18 protein-coding genes are annotated in these 19,266 nt (G+C 50.8%); 5 read left to right on the forward strand and 13 right to left on the reverse strand.

Going from position 1 to position 19,266, the window contains the following annotated elements; translation table 11 throughout:
* Positions 1–23 precede the first annotated feature (23 nt).
* Positions 24–1,160 (reverse strand): thiolase family protein, encoded by a 1,137-nt coding sequence (locus SFW65_02385; protein MDX1921961.1) that lies wholly within the window; start codon positions 1,158–1,160, stop codon positions 24–26.
* A 503-nt stretch (positions 1,161–1,663) separates the two neighbouring features.
* On the opposite strand from SFW65_02385, the gene SFW65_02390 reads away from it, so the two are divergent.
* Complete coding sequence (locus tag SFW65_02390) at positions 1,664–2,476, forward strand: hypothetical protein (protein MDX1921962.1); 813 nt, start codon at positions 1,664–1,666, stop codon at positions 2,474–2,476.
* On the opposite strand, the gene SFW65_02395 is transcribed toward SFW65_02390, so the two are convergent.
* From SFW65_02395 to SFW65_02435, 9 genes are all read right to left on the reverse strand, one after another.
* Positions 2,463–4,199, reverse strand: a complete 1,737-nt coding sequence (locus SFW65_02395; GenBank protein MDX1921963.1) for a glycosyltransferase family 39 protein — start codon at positions 4,197–4,199, stop codon at positions 2,463–2,465. The genes SFW65_02390 and SFW65_02395 overlap by 14 nt on opposite strands.
* 42 nt (positions 4,200–4,241) lie before the next feature.
* Complete coding sequence (locus tag SFW65_02400; protein MDX1921964.1) at positions 4,242–4,688, reverse strand: lipid-A-disaccharide synthase N-terminal domain-containing protein; 447 nt, start codon at positions 4,686–4,688, stop codon at positions 4,242–4,244.
* A 194-nt stretch (positions 4,689–4,882) separates the two neighbouring features.
* Complete coding sequence (locus tag SFW65_02405) at positions 4,883–5,098, reverse strand: hypothetical protein (GenBank protein MDX1921965.1); 216 nt, start codon at positions 5,096–5,098, stop codon at positions 4,883–4,885.
* A gap of 265 nt (positions 5,099–5,363) precedes the next feature.
* Complete coding sequence (locus tag SFW65_02410; protein ID MDX1921966.1) at positions 5,364–6,092, reverse strand: heme ABC transporter permease; 729 nt, start codon at positions 6,090–6,092, stop codon at positions 5,364–5,366.
* Positions 6,093–6,099: 7 nt separating this feature from the next.
* Positions 6,100–6,768, reverse strand: coding sequence for a heme exporter protein CcmB (locus SFW65_02415; GenBank protein MDX1921967.1), 669 nt, complete (start codon positions 6,766–6,768; stop codon positions 6,100–6,102).
* Entirely contained in the window at positions 6,765–7,364 is a 600-nt protein-coding gene (ccmA, locus tag SFW65_02420) for a heme ABC exporter ATP-binding protein CcmA (protein ID MDX1921968.1), read from the reverse strand. Before ccmA ends, SFW65_02415 begins: the two co-directional genes overlap by 4 nt.
* 85 nt (positions 7,365–7,449) lie before the next feature.
* Positions 7,450–8,106 (reverse strand): TIGR00730 family Rossman fold protein, encoded by a 657-nt coding sequence (locus SFW65_02425; protein MDX1921969.1) that lies wholly within the window; start codon positions 8,104–8,106, stop codon positions 7,450–7,452.
* A 257-nt stretch (positions 8,107–8,363) separates the two neighbouring features.
* Positions 8,364–8,705, reverse strand: a complete 342-nt coding sequence (locus SFW65_02430) for a hypothetical protein (GenBank protein ID MDX1921970.1) — start codon at positions 8,703–8,705, stop codon at positions 8,364–8,366.
* Positions 8,706–8,787: 82 nt separating this feature from the next.
* Positions 8,788–10,833, reverse strand: a complete 2,046-nt coding sequence (locus tag SFW65_02435; GenBank protein MDX1921971.1) for a lytic transglycosylase domain-containing protein — start codon at positions 10,831–10,833, stop codon at positions 8,788–8,790.
* Positions 10,834–10,866: 33 nt separating this feature from the next.
* Between SFW65_02435 and dapA the strand changes: the two genes are divergently transcribed.
* The 4 genes from dapA to SFW65_02455 all read left to right on the forward strand — a co-directional run bounded on the left by dapA (position 10,867) and on the right by SFW65_02455 (position 14,158).
* Positions 10,867–11,760, forward strand: a complete 894-nt coding sequence (dapA, locus tag SFW65_02440) for a 4-hydroxy-tetrahydrodipicolinate synthase (protein MDX1921972.1) — start codon at positions 10,867–10,869, stop codon at positions 11,758–11,760.
* Positions 11,760–12,239 carry an SsrA-binding protein SmpB gene (smpB, locus tag SFW65_02445; GenBank protein ID MDX1921973.1) on the forward strand — a complete coding sequence of 160 codons (480 nt, stop codon included), beginning with the start codon at positions 11,760–11,762 and terminating at the stop codon, positions 12,237–12,239. The genes dapA and smpB overlap by 1 nt, the downstream gene beginning before the upstream one ends.
* Positions 12,240–12,263: 24 nt before the next feature.
* On the forward strand, positions 12,264–12,920 hold the full coding sequence (locus tag SFW65_02450; GenBank protein MDX1921974.1) for a hypothetical protein: 657 nt from the start codon (positions 12,264–12,266) through the stop codon (positions 12,918–12,920).
* Positions 12,921–13,030: 110 nt separating this feature from the next.
* Positions 13,031–14,158 carry an alkene reductase gene (locus SFW65_02455; GenBank protein ID MDX1921975.1) on the forward strand — a complete coding sequence of 376 codons (1,128 nt, stop codon included), beginning with the start codon at positions 13,031–13,033 and terminating at the stop codon, positions 14,156–14,158.
* Here SFW65_02455 and pheT read toward each other — a convergent pair.
* The 3 genes from pheT to pheS are packed head-to-tail and all read right to left on the reverse strand — an operon-like array spanning position 14,147 to position 19,125.
* Complete coding sequence (gene pheT / locus SFW65_02460) at positions 14,147–16,591, reverse strand: phenylalanine--tRNA ligase subunit beta (protein ID MDX1921976.1); 2,445 nt, start codon at positions 16,589–16,591, stop codon at positions 14,147–14,149. The two genes, SFW65_02455 and pheT, sit on opposite strands and share 12 nt — an antisense overlap.
* Before the next feature lie 15 nt (positions 16,592–16,606).
* The gene (locus SFW65_02465; GenBank protein MDX1921977.1) at positions 16,607–17,983 is read right to left on the reverse strand and encodes a DUF4147 domain-containing protein; all 1,377 of its coding nucleotides are present in this window, start codon (positions 17,981–17,983) and stop codon (positions 16,607–16,609) included.
* 2 nt (positions 17,984–17,985) lie between these two features.
* Entirely contained in the window at positions 17,986–19,125 is a 1,140-nt protein-coding gene (gene pheS, locus SFW65_02470; GenBank protein ID MDX1921978.1) for a phenylalanine--tRNA ligase subunit alpha, read from the reverse strand.
* Positions 19,126–19,266 lie beyond the last annotated feature (141 nt).

The raw sequence follows: 19,266 nt of genomic DNA on the forward strand, positions 1-19,266 counted from the left end.
AATAGTTCTCCTGATGGGGCGCTTTATACAGCTTCCAGAATGGTTGCGATGCCTTGCCCGCCGCCAATACACTGCGTGGCGAGCGCGAATTTTTTGCCGGTACGTTGAAGCAGCGATGCGGCTTTACCGGTGATGCGCGCGCCGGTTGCGCCGAGCGGATGGCCAAGCGCAATTGCCCCGCCATCAATGTTGATCTTTGCTTCGTCCAATCCAAGATCACGGATGCAGGCCAAAGATTGCGATGCAAAGGCTTCATTCAGTTCAACAACATCGATATCGGCAACGGTAAGGCCAGCGCGTTGCAATGCTTTACGCGTTGCGGCAACAGGGCCAATGCCCATAATTTCCGGCGCGCAACCTGCAACGGCAATGCTGCGGATTTTTGCTATTCCCTTCATGCCATTGGCACGAAGGAAATCTTCCGAGACGACCAAGGTTGCGGCAGCGCCATCGGTTAATGGGCTGGATGTTCCTGCGGTCACGCTGCCTTTTTCTTCAAAGGCAGGTTTTAGGTCAGCCAGTTTTTCAACCGTGGTTTCAGGGCGGATGCAGCCATCGCTGTTAGCAGAATAGCCATCAGCAGAAATGGGGATGATCTCGTCGGTTAAATAGCCTTTGCCTTGCGCCCCGGCTGCTTTTTGATGGGAGCGCACGGCGAATGCTTCTTGTTCGGGGCGTGAAATTTTATACATGCGCGCGACGTTTTCCGCCGTAGTGCCCATGCCCATATAGGCGCCAGGCAAGCGCAGCGTAAGCGCCGGATTTGGCAATGGATTAAAACCGCTCATGGGAACGCGGGTCATGCTTTCAACGCCCGCGCAAATAAATGCTTCGCCCGCATTCATTTGAATTGCGCCTGCCGCCGCGTGAATACTTTGCATTGATGAACCGCAGAAACGGTTGATGGTTTGCCCCGCAACCGATTGCGGCAAGCCCGCAAGCAGCACCACAAGCCGCGCCATATTCAACCCTTGTTCACCTTCGGGAAATGCGCAGCCGAGAATTAAATCTTCGACATATTTGGCATCCATGCCGGTTTTTTTGAGAAGGCCAAGCACGGTTTGCGCGGCCATGTCATCCGCTCTTATGCCTGCCATCGCCCCTTTATTTGCCGGTGTGAAGGGGGAGCGTGCATAGCCCGCAATATAAACGTGGCGCATATTTAAACCCTGTGTTGAAAAACCTATGAGGCAGGAAAACGTAAGTAGAAACTTAAGAATAAGTCAGCATTTCTGACTAAATGATGAAGAACATCGTGTCTTGCGCAGGACTGGTTAATGGATTTTAACCAACTATATAATTTCCATAAAGCATCTGACCTCCATTACTTTCAAAAATCTAGGTTATGATTTTGATAGAGGCAGTGATTCATTGAAGGACGGGAACAATCCATGACGCGTATGGTTAGAAAATCAGTGGCAATTACAAAAACCGCAGCATTTGATTTTACATTGATTGCCGCGAGCAGCATGTTGGCTATAGCCGCCATAATAATTAAACTGATCGGTTAAATATCAGATAAATAATTGATTTTATTTATTTTTATTCAGTGGCATCGAACTGAATCTGCGTCTATAACCAAGCTCCGTTAACAGGGCGTTGTTTCGAAATCATATTTATTCCGAGTTAAAGATAATGCCTGAAAAAGTTTTGGGCATTTTTTATGTTATCATCCGTAAATCACAGCGCTGCTTCGGGCGATCTTGCAGTGCAGCACGATTTTCTTACCGCACTTGAACGTGTTTTTGAATTTGCTGAAGCCCAGCATGAAGGTGAAACGCGTCACCGCCCCAACAGCGACGGCAGCCCGCGCGATTATCTGTGCCATACCCTAGAAGTTGCATTTATCGCCGCCCATTACGAAATGGTGATGCGCAAAAAATGCGAAGATAATTTTGATGATCGTTTTGTCGTGCAGCAGCTTATTCGGGTGGTGAGCAATACCGCGCATAACACCAAAGACCAGCTGAAACATAAATTGCGTCGTGTTGTAAAACGCCTTGACCAATCACAGATGCGCGAAATTGTCGGACTTATTTGCCATGATGTGATTGAACGCGCCTATAAGCGCGATTTGCAGCCCGGGCAGGTACGAACCGCGGCAGAAAAAGAAGCGATTGCCAAACCTTTGCTGGCTGAAATTGCCAAACTGTTTCCAGGTGCGGATGATGTGGTGTTTCGTTTAACCGACCCATCTGAAGTCATGAGCAAGCAGATGAAATCCGCAGCGCAGCAACAACGCGCGCTGGATGATCCGCTTTACGCAAAGTTAAAGAGCATCGACGGGCTTGCCAATACCAATGATCAGGCATCCATCCCCGATGATGCACGCGGGCGCGATGATATGCTGCGCAAACTGGGTGATATGTATAATGTGGTAGAAGCGGGATGCGCGTATCGCCCGTCATTGCGCCATATTCACATGGCTTACCTGATTATCCACCAGCGCACAGTAAACCGTCTCAACGCCGCTTAGATTTTGCTTTTGGCGTTACTTTTGCTGGCACCGGCGCGGTGCGGTAAATTTCGAGCTTCAGCATTTTGCCTGCACCAATGCTAAAGCCATCGACATTACCGGTGAGCAGGGGCATGAGCTGAAAAAACTTCGCTTTTTCCAGAAATTCGGCTTTCTGCCCGTTTTCTACAACGCCGATTAAACAGGGATTGCGCTTCATTTCAACCGCAAGGCGTTCACCCATATTCAGGAATTCGGTTTTTATCCTCGCGTCAAATACAAGGCTTGGCTCGCTATAGCCTGCGGTTGCCAACATAGGTTGTTCGCAGTTTTCCAACACAGGAAGATTGCGCACAATCTGTTCACTGATAAAGAGATGATGGAGATTGGGCAGCATCACGCCAAATAACGATGCCATCAGCATGACAGCCGCAACGGGAAGCGGGGAAAGACCGATGGATGGATCAGATTGTTTGCCGCGCATCAGATGAATGGCGGTTAAACATGCGGCAAAGGCAAGTGTGCCAGCGAATAATGCCCAATAAAATAACGTGCCTTCCAGCATAATCGGAAGCGCGGCAGGAATGAGTGCAAAGCCAAGCGATACACCCGCAAAGGCTAGATAACAAAAACCATTCCATAACGAATGACCCGTATCGCGCACACCTGAAAACAGCCAACGCATGGCAAGCAGACATAACGCCGGATAAGCAGGCAGCACGTAATGCGGCAATTTGGTCAGGGTAAATTCAAATACCAGCCAGATGGGAATGGCCCATGCCAGACAAAAGCGCACATCTTTGTCATGACGTGATGCCCAGATATATGGAATTGCCAGCATGAAGGGCAGCGATGCGGGCCACAGCATTGCGGGCAAAATAAATGAGTAAAGCCCCGGGAATGCAAAGCCCCATTGATGGGCAAACCCTTGCACCTCCCAGATTTTGGCGAATAAATCATGGCCGGCAGAATTTTTATAAAACTCCGCACCTGCTTGATGGGTAATCAGAATAAACCATGGCAGGATAAGCAGTAGCGCAAATGGAATGCCCAGCAGCGGATTTAGTTTTTTTGCAAAGCTGATCGGTTCTTTGAACAGTTTTAGGGTGATAAGGGTGCCTAGTGGTGCCAGCAGAACCAGCGGGCCTTTAATCAGAAAGCCCGCAGCCAGCGCGCCCCAAAATAACAGGAAATCTTTTGCCTTTAATGCCTTGGCCTGTACGAAGGCTTTGGCGAGCACAAACTGACAGGCCACAATGGTTGCGAGAAGCATCGCATCGGTTTTGGCAAGGCGCGTTTCCACATTCAGCATGAAACAGCAGGCCAGCATAATGCCCGCGGCAAATCCTGTTTCCGCATTCAGCAATTTGCAGCCCAGCGCCGCAGTGAGCAGCACCGCAAGGATTGCACCAATCAGCGATGGCAAACGATAAGGCCAGATGCTGTTCGCAATCTCATCACCCGCAATGCGTTGCACGATTTGTACAGCGCCGGCTTGTAGCCAGTAAATGCCGATGGGTTTTTTGTAACGCGGTTCATCTTGAAAGCGGATATCGACCAGATTGCCCGTTTGCACCATCTGCTTGGATGCCTGCGCAAAGCTGGGTTCATCACGGTCAAACACCGGCAGGGTAAAAAACCCGGGCAGGAAAATGGCCAGACAAAATAAAACCAGCACGCCATAAGCCGCGCCGGTTAAGCGTTTTTCATGCGGGAATAAATTGGATGATAAGGTTTTAAACATTGCGCATCAGATTATGGTGCGCTGCTGCTTACTTCAACAGGCTTATTTTTTGATATGCTGCAGCGTGACTAATGCTTCGCTGGCCGCTTTTAGTTCTTCGGGCGTCAATTCGTGGCTTTTGGCGCTAAGCTCGGTCACTTCAAAGGATAATTCATGCAGGATTTGCGCAGGATTATTGGCAAGCTGCTTGGCTTTGATGTTATGGATAAAAAACACGTTGCGGGCATAGATGAAGAGCCCCAGCGACTGTCCGACGATAAATACAAAATCGTTTTTCAAAATGGCATAGATAAGCAAAACCAGACCGCCGCCAATGCTGAAGACCCAGAAAATTTCCGGCACCGCGCTGCGGCCCATTTTCTCGCTATGCACCCATTGGGCGACAAAGCGCATCATGAACAGGGCCTGACCCAATAGGCCAAACAGCACTAAAAAATTGAAATGACCGGATAGCCACGTCCAGATAACGTCAAATACATGATTAATCATGGCAGGGAAGATAGAACGAAACCTAGTGTGGGATTGAAAAGTACGCTTAAGTTTTTGACATAGACTGGTTTAGCGGACTTTTCAATCTAAACCACACTAGTTTTTATAATTTTACTAGTGTCCTTATCGATTTTGAAGTTCGTTGAGGGCGTGCCACAAAGTGAAGCGAACTTCAAAAATCGGGACACTAGGCCTTAAGCAACAGCCTGTTTTGACGAATCTGTAGATTCAGCAGCTAAATTGCTGATTGTTTCGGTGTGTGGTTCGAGCTGTGCAGGAATTTCCGACAATTCGTTGAAGGCAGCCGAAAGCTCTGCCGCTGCTTTTTGCAGCACAGGTGTGGCATCGCTGGGCACAATCAGCGCGTCCTTTACAAGGCCACATAGGGCAAGAAAAACACTCGGTGTCATATCTACTCGCACGGTACTCTATCCTTACAAAAGCATATTCTTTTTTTATTTTTCGCCATTCGCTCTGCGCTCTCATTTGAAGAATGGGCACGCAACCGCTCGGGCGTTTGTCTTATTTTGGAACCTTTGGCCTCTTTGTTGGGCTTTTTTGATTCTCTATCCTCAGATTACTCCCTAACCATGAAAGCAAAAACACCTGAAATCACATTTTTTAGATGTAACTAAAAAATGTGTAAAACAAGCATTAAGCTAAGGAAAATGGGCGTTAATCCTGGCCTTTTTGAGTATTTTCGAGTTTTTTCAGGGTGATGGCCGTTAAAATTCGCAGCAAAATAATGGCGCCGCAAAAGAAAAATACGCCCCCAGCCATCAAAAAAAGCGGTGGCATCATGGTTGAATCAAGGGCTGGCCCGCCTTTACGGATAACCGTTGCGCCTTGATGCAGTGTATTCCACCAATCAACCGAGAATTTGATGATGGGAATATTGATTAGCCCAACGACCAATAAAATCTGGCTCGCTTTTTCACCGCGCTGTCCACCATCGGATGTGTCATCAAACGCATTGCGCAAAACTATAAAACCAACATAGAGAAAAAATAAAATCAGCATTGATGTCAGTCGCGCATCCCACACCCACCATGCGCCCCACATGGGTTTGCCCCAGATGCTTCCGGTAATCAGGCAAATCGCGCTTAGCACTGCACCAACAGGTGCGGCGGCCTTGCAGAATAAATCAGCAACGGTGTGTTTCCACACAAATGCGGACATAGCGGCAAGCGCCATAACTGTATAAAGCGCAAGCGCCATCCACGCAGCAGGCACATGCACATACATAATACGCACGGTTTCGCCCTGCTGATAATCGGGCGGGGATGTCACCAATGCGGCATGGGTTCCAAGCGTGAACAGAGCAAGGCTTAAGGCGCCGAATAGCGGCCACAGGAAGCGCGCAATGTTCTGGAAACGGCTGGGATTGGCAAAGTAATGCAGCATGGTGAACCTATGAAGCTTCTATGGCGGAGCGAAGTGCAGCGCCCGTTAAAAATGGCAGCGTTGACGAATAGAGAACCAATAATGCGCCAAGGAAGTACAGGGCTTGCAAGCCTTCACCTTCAGCGCCAGCGGTAGCAAGGCTGACCGCAAAAATCATCACCGGAATATAAAACGGAATAAGCAAAAGCGGTAGCAAGAGGCCCGCATTTTTTGCGCCAAGCGCCAATGCCGCGCCCAGCATTCCCAATTGCTGGATGATATAGGATGCAAGAAGCAGCGCGAGGATAAGCACCGGCATGTGCATAACAGGTACATGCAGCAGCACCATGAGAAGAGGGCTGCACACAATAATCGGTAGCAATAATGCGCACCATTGCGCTTTGCTTTTTACTATTGCGTAAAACGAAAGCGACATGCGCGAGCCATGAATAATATCCAGCGTACCGTTTTGATAATCCATGCTGAACAGTTTTTCAAAACCAAGCATCTGTCCAAGCAAAATGGCAAGCAACAGCAGGCCGGGAGCAACGTGTTGCAATTGCACTGCATCGGGGCCAAGTGCAAAGGGGAATAACGTAACCATCAACAGCACAAAGACCAGATGCGCAATGCTTTGTGCACGTGTGCGCCATGCAATGACCGTTTCACGTTTGAAGAGTGCAAGAATGGCGTTCATGCGGCGGCCTGCAATTGAATGATTTGCGCGCTGTTAATCGCCAGATCATCATGGCTGGCGATAATCGCTGCGCCGCCATTTTGTGTATGTTGCCCAACAAGCTTGAGCAGCATTTGCACACCCGCAGCATCAAGCGCGGCCTGCGGTTCATCCAGCAACCAGACATCTGCCTGTTGCACTAACAGCCGCGCAAAGGATAAACGGCGTTTTTGCCCGTTGGATATTTGCGCCGCCAATTGATGACGCTGCGCGGTTAGCCCCAGCGTATCCAAAATCAATTCATTCGTGCTTTTTTGTCCATCATTCCCCGTTTGCTGCGTGGCATAAAGGGCGCGCCAGAAATCCAGATGTTCAATCGCAGTCATCGAAGGGTGCAGCGCATTGGCATGACCCAGATAAAGGTATGAGGATAACGGCGCGCCGTTATACGGGAATAAACCCGCCAATGCGCGCAGCAATGTGCTTTTCCCGCTGCCATTTTCCCCGTGCAGAATAAACACGCCGCCGGCATCAAGCGTAAAGTTTACCGGCGCAAAAAGATTACGCTTTGCACGCGTGCAGGAAAGGTTGGTTATGGTAAATGGAAAAAGCGGCATGCCGCCAAACTAAAACCCTTGGCAACATGGTGCAAGCGCTGACTTATAAAGCGCTGGCTAAAGCCACTTATCTAAAGCCACTTATCTAAAGCCACTTGGTTTCAATCGGTGGCGGTGGAACGATGGGCTGCTTGAGCAGCTCGAATACTTCTTCCAAACTATGCGCAACCTGATACATGCTGCGGTGGCGTTCCGTGGCAAAGCCTTCTTTAATCAGATTATCCATCAGTTTAATCAGCGGATCCCAGAAACCACCATCATCAAAAATGATGACGGGCTTTTCATGCAATTGAAGCTGCTTCCAGGTGATGATTTCAAAGGCTTCATCCAATGTGCCAAAACCACCCGGCAATACCACAAATGCATCGCTGCGTTCCGCCATCATTGCTTTGCGGGTATGCATGCTTTCAACCACATGCAATTCGGTTAAGCCGTTATGTTCGATTTCTTTGGATTGAATATGCTGCGGAATAATGCCGATGACTTTGCCGCCTGCATTCATCGCGGCATCGGCCACAATACCCATCAGGCCTACGCGCCCGCCACCATAGACCACATCAATGCCCTTTTGCGCGAGCATGGTACCGATGGTTTTCGCATTATCTTTATAACGCTGCGCCACGCGCGAGGATGATCCGCAATAGACGCACACGCTGCGGATAAGAATTTTTTCGGCCGAAGGGTTGGTGCTTGGCTTCCATTGTTCGGACGCGGCAAGATTCACCTGTGGTTCAGATGTCATGGGTTGTTTCATGATTTAAGTGGGGTTGATGGTGATTGAACCGTATAATGCATACGTAATGAAGCATAGCGCAATAGCTGTTAACAGCTTATTAAGTAGCGAAATCAGCTGCGAATTCCTTATTTTAAAGCACTATAAACACGTGCGAAGCCATGTTGCAGCTGCTAAGGCAGGGCGGCCAGTTCATCAAAGCAGCACACGACAAAAATGCCCCAGCTTGCGCTAAGGCATGCGATTGGCGAAATACGTTTATTGAATTAGTGAATCACGCGGCTGGTTTGGTTTTGTGCATCCGCACTGACTTCGCGTTGTTCAAAACGCTGGGCAAGCGCGTTGATGTCATTGCGCGCACGGGTTTGCGCTTCGGCGAGGAGCAGCGTCTGGCCTTCCATCTTTTTCTGGTTTTGTTGCAGCACCGATAATGCTTCTTCCACTTTTTGGCCGTGGGTGATTTGACGAGCAAGAGCTTCGGAAACGGCGGAGGCCAGATTGGCGCGAAGGCGCTTTAGCCACAGCATTGCGCCGAGTACAAAACCGCCCGCAGCAACAACCATAATTCCAAGCATGATGAGGGTAGGCAGATTAATAATGTTATCCATTTTCAGCGTCTCCCTTATGCCAAGAATGGTACCAGAGCGTCTGTTGTCAACGCAAGGGGGACAGGAGCAAGGGAAAATGCCATTAACCCGTAATATCGCGGTTTATCCCCAGAATTGCGGCCCCGCCGTTAAGCTTTGCGCGGTATAATTGCAGGGCTTCCAGAACGCGCTGAACATAATTGCGCGTTTCGTTAAAGGGGATGGTTTCAATCCAGTCCACTACCCAATCCACATCCTTGCCGCGCGGGTCGCCCATGGAGCTGTTAAGCCATTGGCGCATGCGTCCTGGCCCCGCATTATACGAACCGATGGTGAGTGGCAATGAGCCATCGAAATTTCCCATGAGTTCTTGCAAGTAAGCAGTACCCAGCGCCACATTGGTTTCCGGATCATATAAATTGGTTGGGTCAACCGACAGGCCCGCTTTATTCGCGACATGCTTTGCGGTGGAAGGCAAGAGCTGCATCAAGCCTTGCGCGTTCGATGAACTGGCAATACGCGCGTCGAACTGGCTTTCCTGACGCGTGATGGCATGGGCAAGCGGCGCAATATCGCCCGATACAATATTCAGAACCGGATACCCTTCAACCGGTAGCGCGATTTGTTTTTTCGCGGCGGCCTTTGCAACCTTCACCGCGACATCCGGCATGTTGAGTTGCAAAGCAAGGCCAGCCATTAAACGGAAATCATTTTCCTGTGTCGCATTATTCGCAAAGGCCAGTGCAAAACGCTCCGCGATTTTCTTGGCGCCCACTTCCGCCAATTGCGTGACAATTGCGGTGGTGACAAGACTGTTAAAATACGAAACGGCATCTGATGGTATGGGCGGCGCATTGGCAGAAATCTGGCTGGTGGGATAGAGACGTGCGGCCGCCAATTGTCCGTAATAGGTTGTGCCGAAACTGGCAGCACGGGTGAACCAGCTTTGTGCCTGTTGCGTTTGGCCCAACGCTTCCTCGGCGCGGCCAATCCAATACGCCGCACGCGCAAAGGTGATAGGGGCGGTTGCGTTACCATTCAAGCGCTGGAAATGCCCAAGCGCAGCGGTTGGATTATTGAGATAACGCAGCGCCAGCCAGCCTGCCATGAATTCAGCGTCGGAAAATTCCTGCCCCTTTAATGTGCCATGCTGCGCCGCCATTTGATAAGCTGCGGCATAGCTTCCGGTGGACATCAAATCGCGAATAACCAGATTGCGTTCTTCCCACCATTCATCGGGTCGGCCAAGGCGCGATGAAGCCGCACGCATCATCGCGTAAGCGCCTGCCATGTCGTCATGCTTGCGGCGCCAGCGTGTGCGTTCATACATCAAGCCCGGATCATTTTGCAGATTGCCCGGTACGCGTTCCACCAGCTTGGGCGCTTTGTCGCTATTTTTGGACAATGCAATGCGCGCTTCCGCAAGCGCCTTTAAGCCCGGGCTAATCATTCCATAAAGCCGTTCGGCCTGTTCATATTGCTTTTCCCACAATACGCGGTCGAGGCGGTAAAAGGTATCTGCGCCGGAAAGCTGCTGACCAAAGCGGTTGATGAAGATGCGCTGTTCATCTTCCCCCAGATTATCTTCGCGCCAATGCTCGCGAATGGCTTTGGCAATTTTCGATGACTGGCCCGTTTGCGATAATGCATCAATATAATTTACAAATCCGTCACCGGTTTGCGCCGGATAGGCAGTAAAAAATGCGATGAGGGTTTGCGGATTGATATTGCCGTCAATTTTCTTTTCGGCTTGCTTGGCGATGTTCTTGCGGTCGCTTTCCGGCCAATAGGTGTGGTTCAATAAAAACTGGTATGCGGTATTGAAATCATACGGGCTGTCATCTTGGCCCATGGCAAGGCCCGTAATCACATCAATCATCAACGGGTTATTGCTGCCCTGTATGGCGCGCACGGCTTCCTGCCCTGAGCGTGTATCCAGCGCCGCCAATGCTGCGCGAAGCCCGCCGCCATCATAGCTAAAACTGCCCGATGAACTGCTGGATGAATTGCCGATTGATGAACTGGGGCCGCCTGCGTAAGCGACTGCAAATGCTGGGGTTATTGATGTTGTGAGCCATAAAAAAGCGCAACTGAAAGCGATTAAGCAAGTGATTATCCACTGGCAAAATGCAGGTGAAGCAGTTATCATTTTTGAAGAATTTAGAGGATTTAGAGGTTTCATATGTTGCGACTGCAAGGATTGATGACCGCGCTGGTGACCCCGTTTCGCGGCGGACAGGTTGATGAAAAAGCGTTCGAGCGTTTTGTAGATTGGCAAGTTAAAGAAGGCGTTAACGGTCTTGTGGTGTGCGGCACGACCGCTGAAAGCCCGACCTTGTCCGAAGCCGAACAAGACCGTTTGCTGGAAATTGCGGTGCAGGTCAATGCGCGCCGTGTGCCCGTGATTATGGGAACCGGTTCGTTCGATACGGCCGATGTCATTCGCCGCACGAACCAAGCGCAAAAGCTGGGTGCGGATTGCGCGCTGATTGTCACGCCGTATTACAATAAGCCTAGTCAAGAAGGGTTGTTCCAACATTTCAAAGCGGTGCATGATTCGACCGAATTACCCATATTGCTTTACAACATTCCGCCGCGTTGTGTCGTGGATATTTTACCGCCAACTATGCAGCGGCTGTCACAATTGCCCCGAATTATCGGGGTTAAGGATGCGACCGCCGATTTGACCCGCCCCGTGCGCACCCGTATTGATTGTGGCGATGCGTTCCAGCAATTCTGCGGCGATGACATGTTGGCTTCGGCGCATCTGGCACAAGGCGGCGTGGGCTGCATTTCGGTGAGCGGTAATATTGCGCCCCGCCTATGCGTGGAAATGCAGGATGCGTGGCGCGCTGGCGATATGCCACGCTTTAACGAATTGCGCGATCTATTAATGCCGCTGCATCAATCCATGTTCCTTGATACCAACCCCGTGCCGGTGAAATATGCCGCCAGCCTGCTTGGCTTAATGAGCGAGGAAGTGCGCCTGCCCATGGTGCCCTTGCAGCAGAATGTAAAGGCGCAAATAGCGCAGGTATTGCAGCAAGTTGGCCTTACCTCTGCAAAAGCGGCTTAATGAACAGCCGTATCGAAGCCCAGAAATATGTCGCGCAGAACCGCAAGGCGCGATTTGAATTTGCCATTACCGATAAGCTGGAAGTGGGCATGGTGCTGACTGGCACCGAAGTAAAAACGCTGCGTGGCGGCGGCGTCAGCATCAACGAAGCCTATGCCGGCCCGGCGCAAGGCGAGATTTATTTGTTTAACGCCAATTTCGCCGAATACAAAAAAGCCGGCGCGCATCTGCAACACGAAGCAAACCATCCGCGTAAATTGCTTATGCATAAGGCGCAGCGCAATAAACTTATTGGCGCGGTACAACGTGAAGGGGTTTCACTGGTACCCCTTTCCATCTATTTCAATGAAAAGGGCAAAGCCAAGCTGGAGCTGGGCGTTGCCAAAGGCCGCAAGAAAGAAGACAAGCGCGCCGCGATAAAAGAACGTGATAGCAAACGCGAAGCGGCGCGGGCGATGAAGAACAAGGGACGGGAATAATATCAAAATTCAAGGGAGCCGCTTATGAATGAAGTAGCAGAGTTATCGCCAATGAAAGATCCGGTTATCTTATTTGGCATAGCTGGAATAAGCCTCACCATCCTTTTTTATCTCTCGGCCTTAGCCAAAGAGTGGCTAAATAAAAATGCATCTACGGTCACCACGGGAACAATCAATAGCGCGGGTGCCATTAGCAATCCGGTTGTAGGCATCTATGATCTGTGCGGTGATCCCAATATTAGTGCCGATGAAAAAGTCCTTGGAACTATTTTCAGCAAAGTTCTTAAAAGTACGGTTTATCCACCGCGCTGCAATGTCTTGTTTTTATATTGCAAAATTGGTGCGGACGGAAAAATTGAAAATACATCTGCCAGTTTAGGCGAAATCATTGATGCATCTGCTGCTTCGATTGCCATCGTGGCTACTGAAAATATCGGCAATCATTACATTCAGACAGGTAAAAGAGGGCCGCATAGCAGGACCAATCTTGTGATGACGACAAATCGTAATGGTCCAGTCTTTATGAGGTTTTTTGAAAAACTATTCAATGCCATGAATGCAGGAGAACCCATGACCGCAGCTTGGAGTAGGTTGGCTCCGCAGATTGCAGGTATGGAGCATAAAGATTGTCCGGGTACAATTTTCTCTGCTGAACTTGGTGATATTACTTTTAGAAATTGATGCAGCTGGCCGCCATAGAAATTCTGATATGTATTTCCCTGTTTTGTTCTCTTGATAACTTCGAAAAGTTACTTACCTCTAAGCTCTAACCCTTCAAGGAGCATGCCTGTATGACCAGCCTGTTTGACCCGCTTTCGATTGGCGATATATCTCTCAAAAACCGCATTATCATGGCACCATTGACGCGCATGCGTAGCCAGCAACCGGGTAATATCCCCCACGCACTCAATGCCGAATATTATGCGCAGCGCGCAGGGGCGGGGCTCATTATCACCGAAGCAACGCAGATCACCCAGCAGGGCCAAGGATACCCCGCAACACCGGGCATTCATTCAAAAGAACAGGTAGCAGGCTGGAAATTAGTGACCGATGCCGTGCATAAAAAAGATGGAAAGATCGTATTGCAACTTTGGCATGTGGGGCGCATTTCGCATCCATCGCATCAACCCAATGGCGGTTTGCCGGTTGCACCATCAGCGATTGCTGCAAAAAACAGCGGAACCTATACAGCCGATTGGAAGCCAACGCCCATCATGGTACCGCGTGCATTGGAAACGAATGAACTGTCCGGCATTGTGAATGATTACCAAGTGGCCGCGCAGAACGCGAAGGATGCAGGGTTTGACGGCGTGGAAGTGCACGGCGCGAATGGATATTTGCTGAACGAATTTTTAGAAGATGGTTCGAACCAGCGCACCGATAATTACGGTGGCAGCATTGAAAACCGCGCGCGCTTATTGCTGGAAGTGGTCGATGCCGTTGTGGGCGTGTGGGGTAAAGGCCGCGTGGGCGTGCGTTTATCACCCTATGGCACCTTTGGTGATATGAGCGATAGCAACCCTGAAAAATTATACACCTATGTTCTGCAACAACTCAGCGCGCGCGGGATTGCCTACGTGCATGTGATTGAACCGCGTGCAACGGGTGCAGGTGGCGGTGACAGCGTGATGGAAAACGCGCCCAGCACATCGACCATCTTCCGCAAACATTTTAATGGCGCGTTCATTTCCGCAGGCGGTTACACACCGGAAAGTGCGAAGGACGTGGTAGCAAAAGGCAATGCGGATGCGGTGGCATTCGGGCGGTATTATATCTCCACGCCGGATCTGGCGGAGCGTATCAAGGCGGGAGTCCCGCTCAATAAATACAACCGCGCCACATTCTATGGCGGCGGCGAAAAAGGATATACGGATTATCCAACCGCGGATAAGGCGAACGCTGCCGAATTAGCTGCGTAAGCTTGCGCCGATCTTTTGTGCGGCGGCAATAACCTTGGCGGAGAATGCATCCAAATCCGCATCGGTCAGGGTTTTGCCGCGTGGCTGCAGCGTTACCGAAACCGCCAATGATTTATGGCCTTCCTGTACGCCCTTGCCTTCGTAGACATCGAATAATTCAACATTCGCAATCAAATCCTTATCCGCAGCGCGGATGGCTTTGATGAGTTTATCTGCAGCCACATCACGCGCCAAAATGAACGCATAGTCACGTTGCACGGCTTGTAAATCAGGAAGGTCAGCTAGTGGTTTGGCAGGACCCGTATCCTTAATCGCGGGCAGTGCATCAAGGAATACTTCAACGCTCACTAAGGGATGAGGGATGCCAAATAGTTTTAAAAGTCTTGGGTGGATTTCGCCAAAATGTGCGAGTACCGATGGGCCAAGGCGAAGCACGCCCGAGCGACCCGGATGGAAATATTGTTGGCGCGATGCCTCTGCGCCTTGCGGCGCAACCGGCCCTGCGCTGAACGGTTCTATCTGCAAATTACCTGTCGGGGCTTTTACCGCTTCTAATGCTGCCAACGCATCGGCTTTTGCATCGAACACATCAACGGCACGTTCCTTTACATTCCAGCTGCGTGGCATATTGCCCATTCGTACTATAGCAGCGCAGAGTTGCTGGCCTTCAGCCTTGGCGGATTTATAAATAGGGCCAATTTCAAACAAGGCAACATCGTTAAAGCCTCTGTATGAGTTGCGTTCTGCTGAGGCAATTAAGTTAGGCAAAATTGTAGAACGTAAAACGTCTAGTTCAACATTGATTGGATTTTTAATTACTAAGCTAGGGTGAATACTAATAAATTGTTGTGCAACTACCGAGGGCATGAATGACCATGTAACGGTTTCAAGTAAACCGCGCGCGGCGAGTGCGCGGCGCATCATCGCCGCTTTTTTCTGTGGTGCAGAAAATGCAGAAACCGTGAGCGAGGATGGCCGCACAAGTGATGTCGCGGGGATATTCGAATAGCCTTTGATACGTAAAATTTCCTCAACGCAATCGGCTTCCATGCTCAAATCAGGACGCCAGCTGGGGAAGGCCACATCAATGATGCCTGATACACTGTTCACAGTGCAGCCTAGCGCTTGTAAGATTTGCTTTTGCTCCGCAACAGGTACGTCCAGCCCGCCCAATGTTTTGCAGCGGTCAGGGCGCAAGGTAGTTGCGCGTTTTGGCGCGGCTTCATTGCCCGCAATCACCAATTCGCTCACCGTTACATTTTCTGGGCCGCCGCAGCATTCAATAATAAGCTGTGTGGCTAGTTCCGTGGCATCGCGCATAAAGCCAATATCCACGCCGCGTTCAAAGCGGTAACGTGCATCGGAAATAATACCCAGTTTGCGGCCTGCCAATGTTGTACGTGCGGGGTCAAAATAGGCGCATTCCAAAAACACATCGGTGGTCGCATCACTGCATCCGCTTTCCAAACCGCCCATGATACCGGCGATGGCATGTGCCTTTTCATCATCGGCAATGACGGTGATGGTTTCATCAAGCGTATATTCTTTTTCATTCAGCGCGGTGATCTTTTCACCGGCCTTGGCAACGCGCACCTGAATATTGCCTTTTAATTTGGATGCATCGAACACGTGCAGCGGGCGCGCATGATCGAACGCCATGAAATTGGTGATATCCACCAATGCGGAAATCGGTTTTAGGCCGATGGATGTCAAACGGTCTTGCAGCCATTTGGGTGATGGGCCGTTCTTTACACCCTTTATCATGCGGCCGATGAAGAGCGGGCAGGCAACTTTATCCTTATCCGATAAGGCTAAATTCACGCCGATCGCGCTTTTGAATGTTGGCTTTTGCTGTTTAATAGCAAGGGGTTTCAGTGTGCCCAAACCCGCCGCTGCTGCATCACGCGCAATGCCGCGCACGCCATTGCAATCGGCGCGGTTGGGGGTGAGTTTGATCTCGAATTGCGGGTCATTTAGCCCTGCGTAATCTACAAATGAACCGCCCACCGGTGCATCTGCTGGCAATTCCATAATCCCGTCGGATTCAGCGCTAAGTTGTAATTCTTTTCCGGAACACAACATACCGCGGGATTCTACATCACGGATCTTGGAGATCTTCAGCGTGATATTCGCGCCGGGCACAAAGGTGCCGGGTGCACCGAACACGGTTTTCAAACCGGCACGCGCATTGGGCGCTCCGCACACGACCTGCACGGTTTCTTTGCCAATATTTACCTGACATACACGCAGGCGATCTGCATTGGGGTGTTGTTCGGCTGTTACAATTTGCGCAATCACGAATGGCGCAAGCGCTTGCCCGGGATTATGCACGCCTTCCACTTCCAAGCCGATATCGGTCAGCTTGGCGGAAAGCGCATCGACGCTAACCGATGTATCCAGATGGGTTTTGAGCCAGGAAAGGGTGAATTTCATGTTATGTCTTTATGCTTAAGGTGCCGGTGGAATGACAGGGATATAAACCGCGGCATCGCATACATTCGTGCCGCTGATGAAAGATGGTTTGGTGTTGCGCGTAGCGCGAAGATAATAAACCGCGCGGCAATCGGTAATGTGTTGTGCCGCATCGAGCCCCTGGGCAAGGCCGCGCGTGATGGTATCGGGATCGGTGGTTGCGCCGCTTTGATCGCCGCGCCCATCGCCGCCATCGGTTGCAAAAAAGTTGCCCACACCGATTTTATCCTTGGGTAATTCATTGTGCATGGTTAGTGCGAACTGCAAGGCCATGTGGTTGGCACGGCCGCCATCACCATCAAAGCCTTCGGGCGCTTTGACCGTGGGTTCGCCGCCCGCAAACAGCATGACGCGTTTACCGCGATAATCGACATTATCATAAAAGCCGGTGCGGGTGAGGGTGAGCGCGACTTCGGCGAATTGTTTGGCAGCTTGCGCGGCATCACCGCTGACCCAATCGGGCAGGACAATCGGCACAAAGCCGTGTTCACGCGCATAGGTTGCGGCCGCATTGATCGCCATGCGGTTATTGGCAATGACGCGTGTAAAATCTTTGTTCCCTGCGGCGAAGGTTGGGTGTGATGCATCAATGACCGGCGCGGTTTCATTGCCAAGGAATGCGACCACTTCATCGGGGAAGGGATATTTTGCTTTTGCAATCGCGGCTCTGGCTTCGGCATAACCGGTGGGGTTAGGCACGCTGGGGCCGGAACCAATCACTTCAAGCGGATCGCGGCCATCCGCGGAAGGCGGCACATCGGATACAGCATAGGTGCGCATTTCAATTTCCGGCCCAGCTAGCGCAGCAAGACCGCCACCGGGAAGTTGCGATAGCACGCGGCGCACGATATTCATATCCACGATATCAAGGCCGCTATTGACCAGGGTTTTTGCCGCAGCAAAGGCTGCTTCTCGTGATAAGCCTTGTTCAGGTTTGAAAATAAGTGCGGAAGCACCGCCCGACATGAACATTAAAATGCGATTGCCGCGTTTGCCGTTGGCTTTCAGTTTTTCAACCGCGGCGATGATCGCGTCTGCCGCTGCAACACTGGTGTTATCGGGATCAGGGTGCGCCGCAGTAATCGCTGTTAATACGCGCGTATTGGCAAGGTTGCCCTTTTTGGTGACAACGATGCCGGAAAAGCCATTTGGGCCTAATTGCTCAATCAGTTTTTTTTCAGCCTGAATAGCCATTTCTTCCGCGGCCTTGCCCACGCAAATGACGAGCGTATCGCCTTCGGCTTCGGGAAGGGTGCTGAGATGTTCAGGAAGCGTGACTTTGGGTTGCACGGCATGAATAGCGGCATCTTGAACGTGTTGTAGTGTTTCAAGCTGTTCTTGGACAGATGGCATGGTTAACCCCCACGGGCCAGATTTGGGATATCCAGTGCAGCAAAACCATAATGGCGCAGCCAGCGTAGATCGGATTCAAAGAAAGTACGCAAATCAGGGATGCCGTATTTAAGCATCGCCAAGCGTTCAACGCCCATGCCGAATGCGAAGCCTTGGTACTTGGTGCTGTCGATCTTGCAGTTTTCCAAAACATTTGGATGCACCATGCCGCAACCCAAAACTTCCAGCCAGTCGTCCCCTTCGCCGATTTTCAATTCACCGTTCTTGCGGGAACAGCCGATATCCACTTCCGCGCTGGGTTCGGTGAACGGGAAATAGGATGGGCGGAAACGCACGTTCAAATTCGGCGCACGGAAGAAGGTGCGCAGGAAATCCATCAGCGCGCCTTTTAAATGACCCATATGGGTTGCTTCATCAATCAATAACCCTTCGACCTGATGGAACATCGGCGCATGGGTTTGATCGTAATCGCAGCGGAACGTGCGGCCCGGCGCGATGATGCGGATGGGCGGTTTGGTGGACAACATGGTGCGCACTTGCACCGGTGAAGTCTGTGTACGCAATACAAGCGGCTCGCCTTTGGCTTCGCTGCGCCATTCGCTCTGTTCCGCTGGCGCGGAACAACCGCTCGGGCGATGGGCTGCGCCCACAGAATCATCAGCCAGATAAAAACTATCCTGCATTTGGCGGGCGGGATGCCATGGCGGCATATTCAGTGCGGTGAAGTTATAAAAGTCACTTTCCACATCGGGGCCTTCGGCGATTGAAAAGCCCATATCGGCAAAGATGGTGGAGATTTCTTCGATGGTTTGGCTGATAGGGTGGATGGCGCCTTTTACTTCCGCGCGTACGGGCAAAGTGATATCCACTTTTTCATTTGCCAGTTTTGCATCCAAGGCTTTGGCATTTAAAACTGCGCGGCGTGCCTCCAGCAATGCGGTGATTTCTTCCTTGATCACATTCACTTGTGCACCGAATTCCTTGCGTTGGTCGGCGGGCAGCGTGCCAAGGGTTTTTAAAACTTCCGTCAGACGGCCCTTTTTGCCCAGCGTGTTCACGCGTACTTCTTCAAGGGCCGTGACATCATTCGCGGCTTCCACAGCGGCGGTGCATTCTTGTTTTAGGGCAGATAGGTTTGTCATGGACGTACTATGGGAGAAATTGAGCAAAAAAATAAGGGGCAAAAAGAATTATCTCTTTGCCCCTTAATACGTTTATTCGCCATTCGCTCTGCGCCATATTGTGCGAAGCCTCTGTGCTTCGCACAATCGGCCCTGCAATCG

Source organism: Alphaproteobacteria bacterium (assembly GCA_033762625.1).
Classification (GTDB): Bacteria; Pseudomonadota; Alphaproteobacteria; order UBA9219; family RGZA01; genus RGZA01.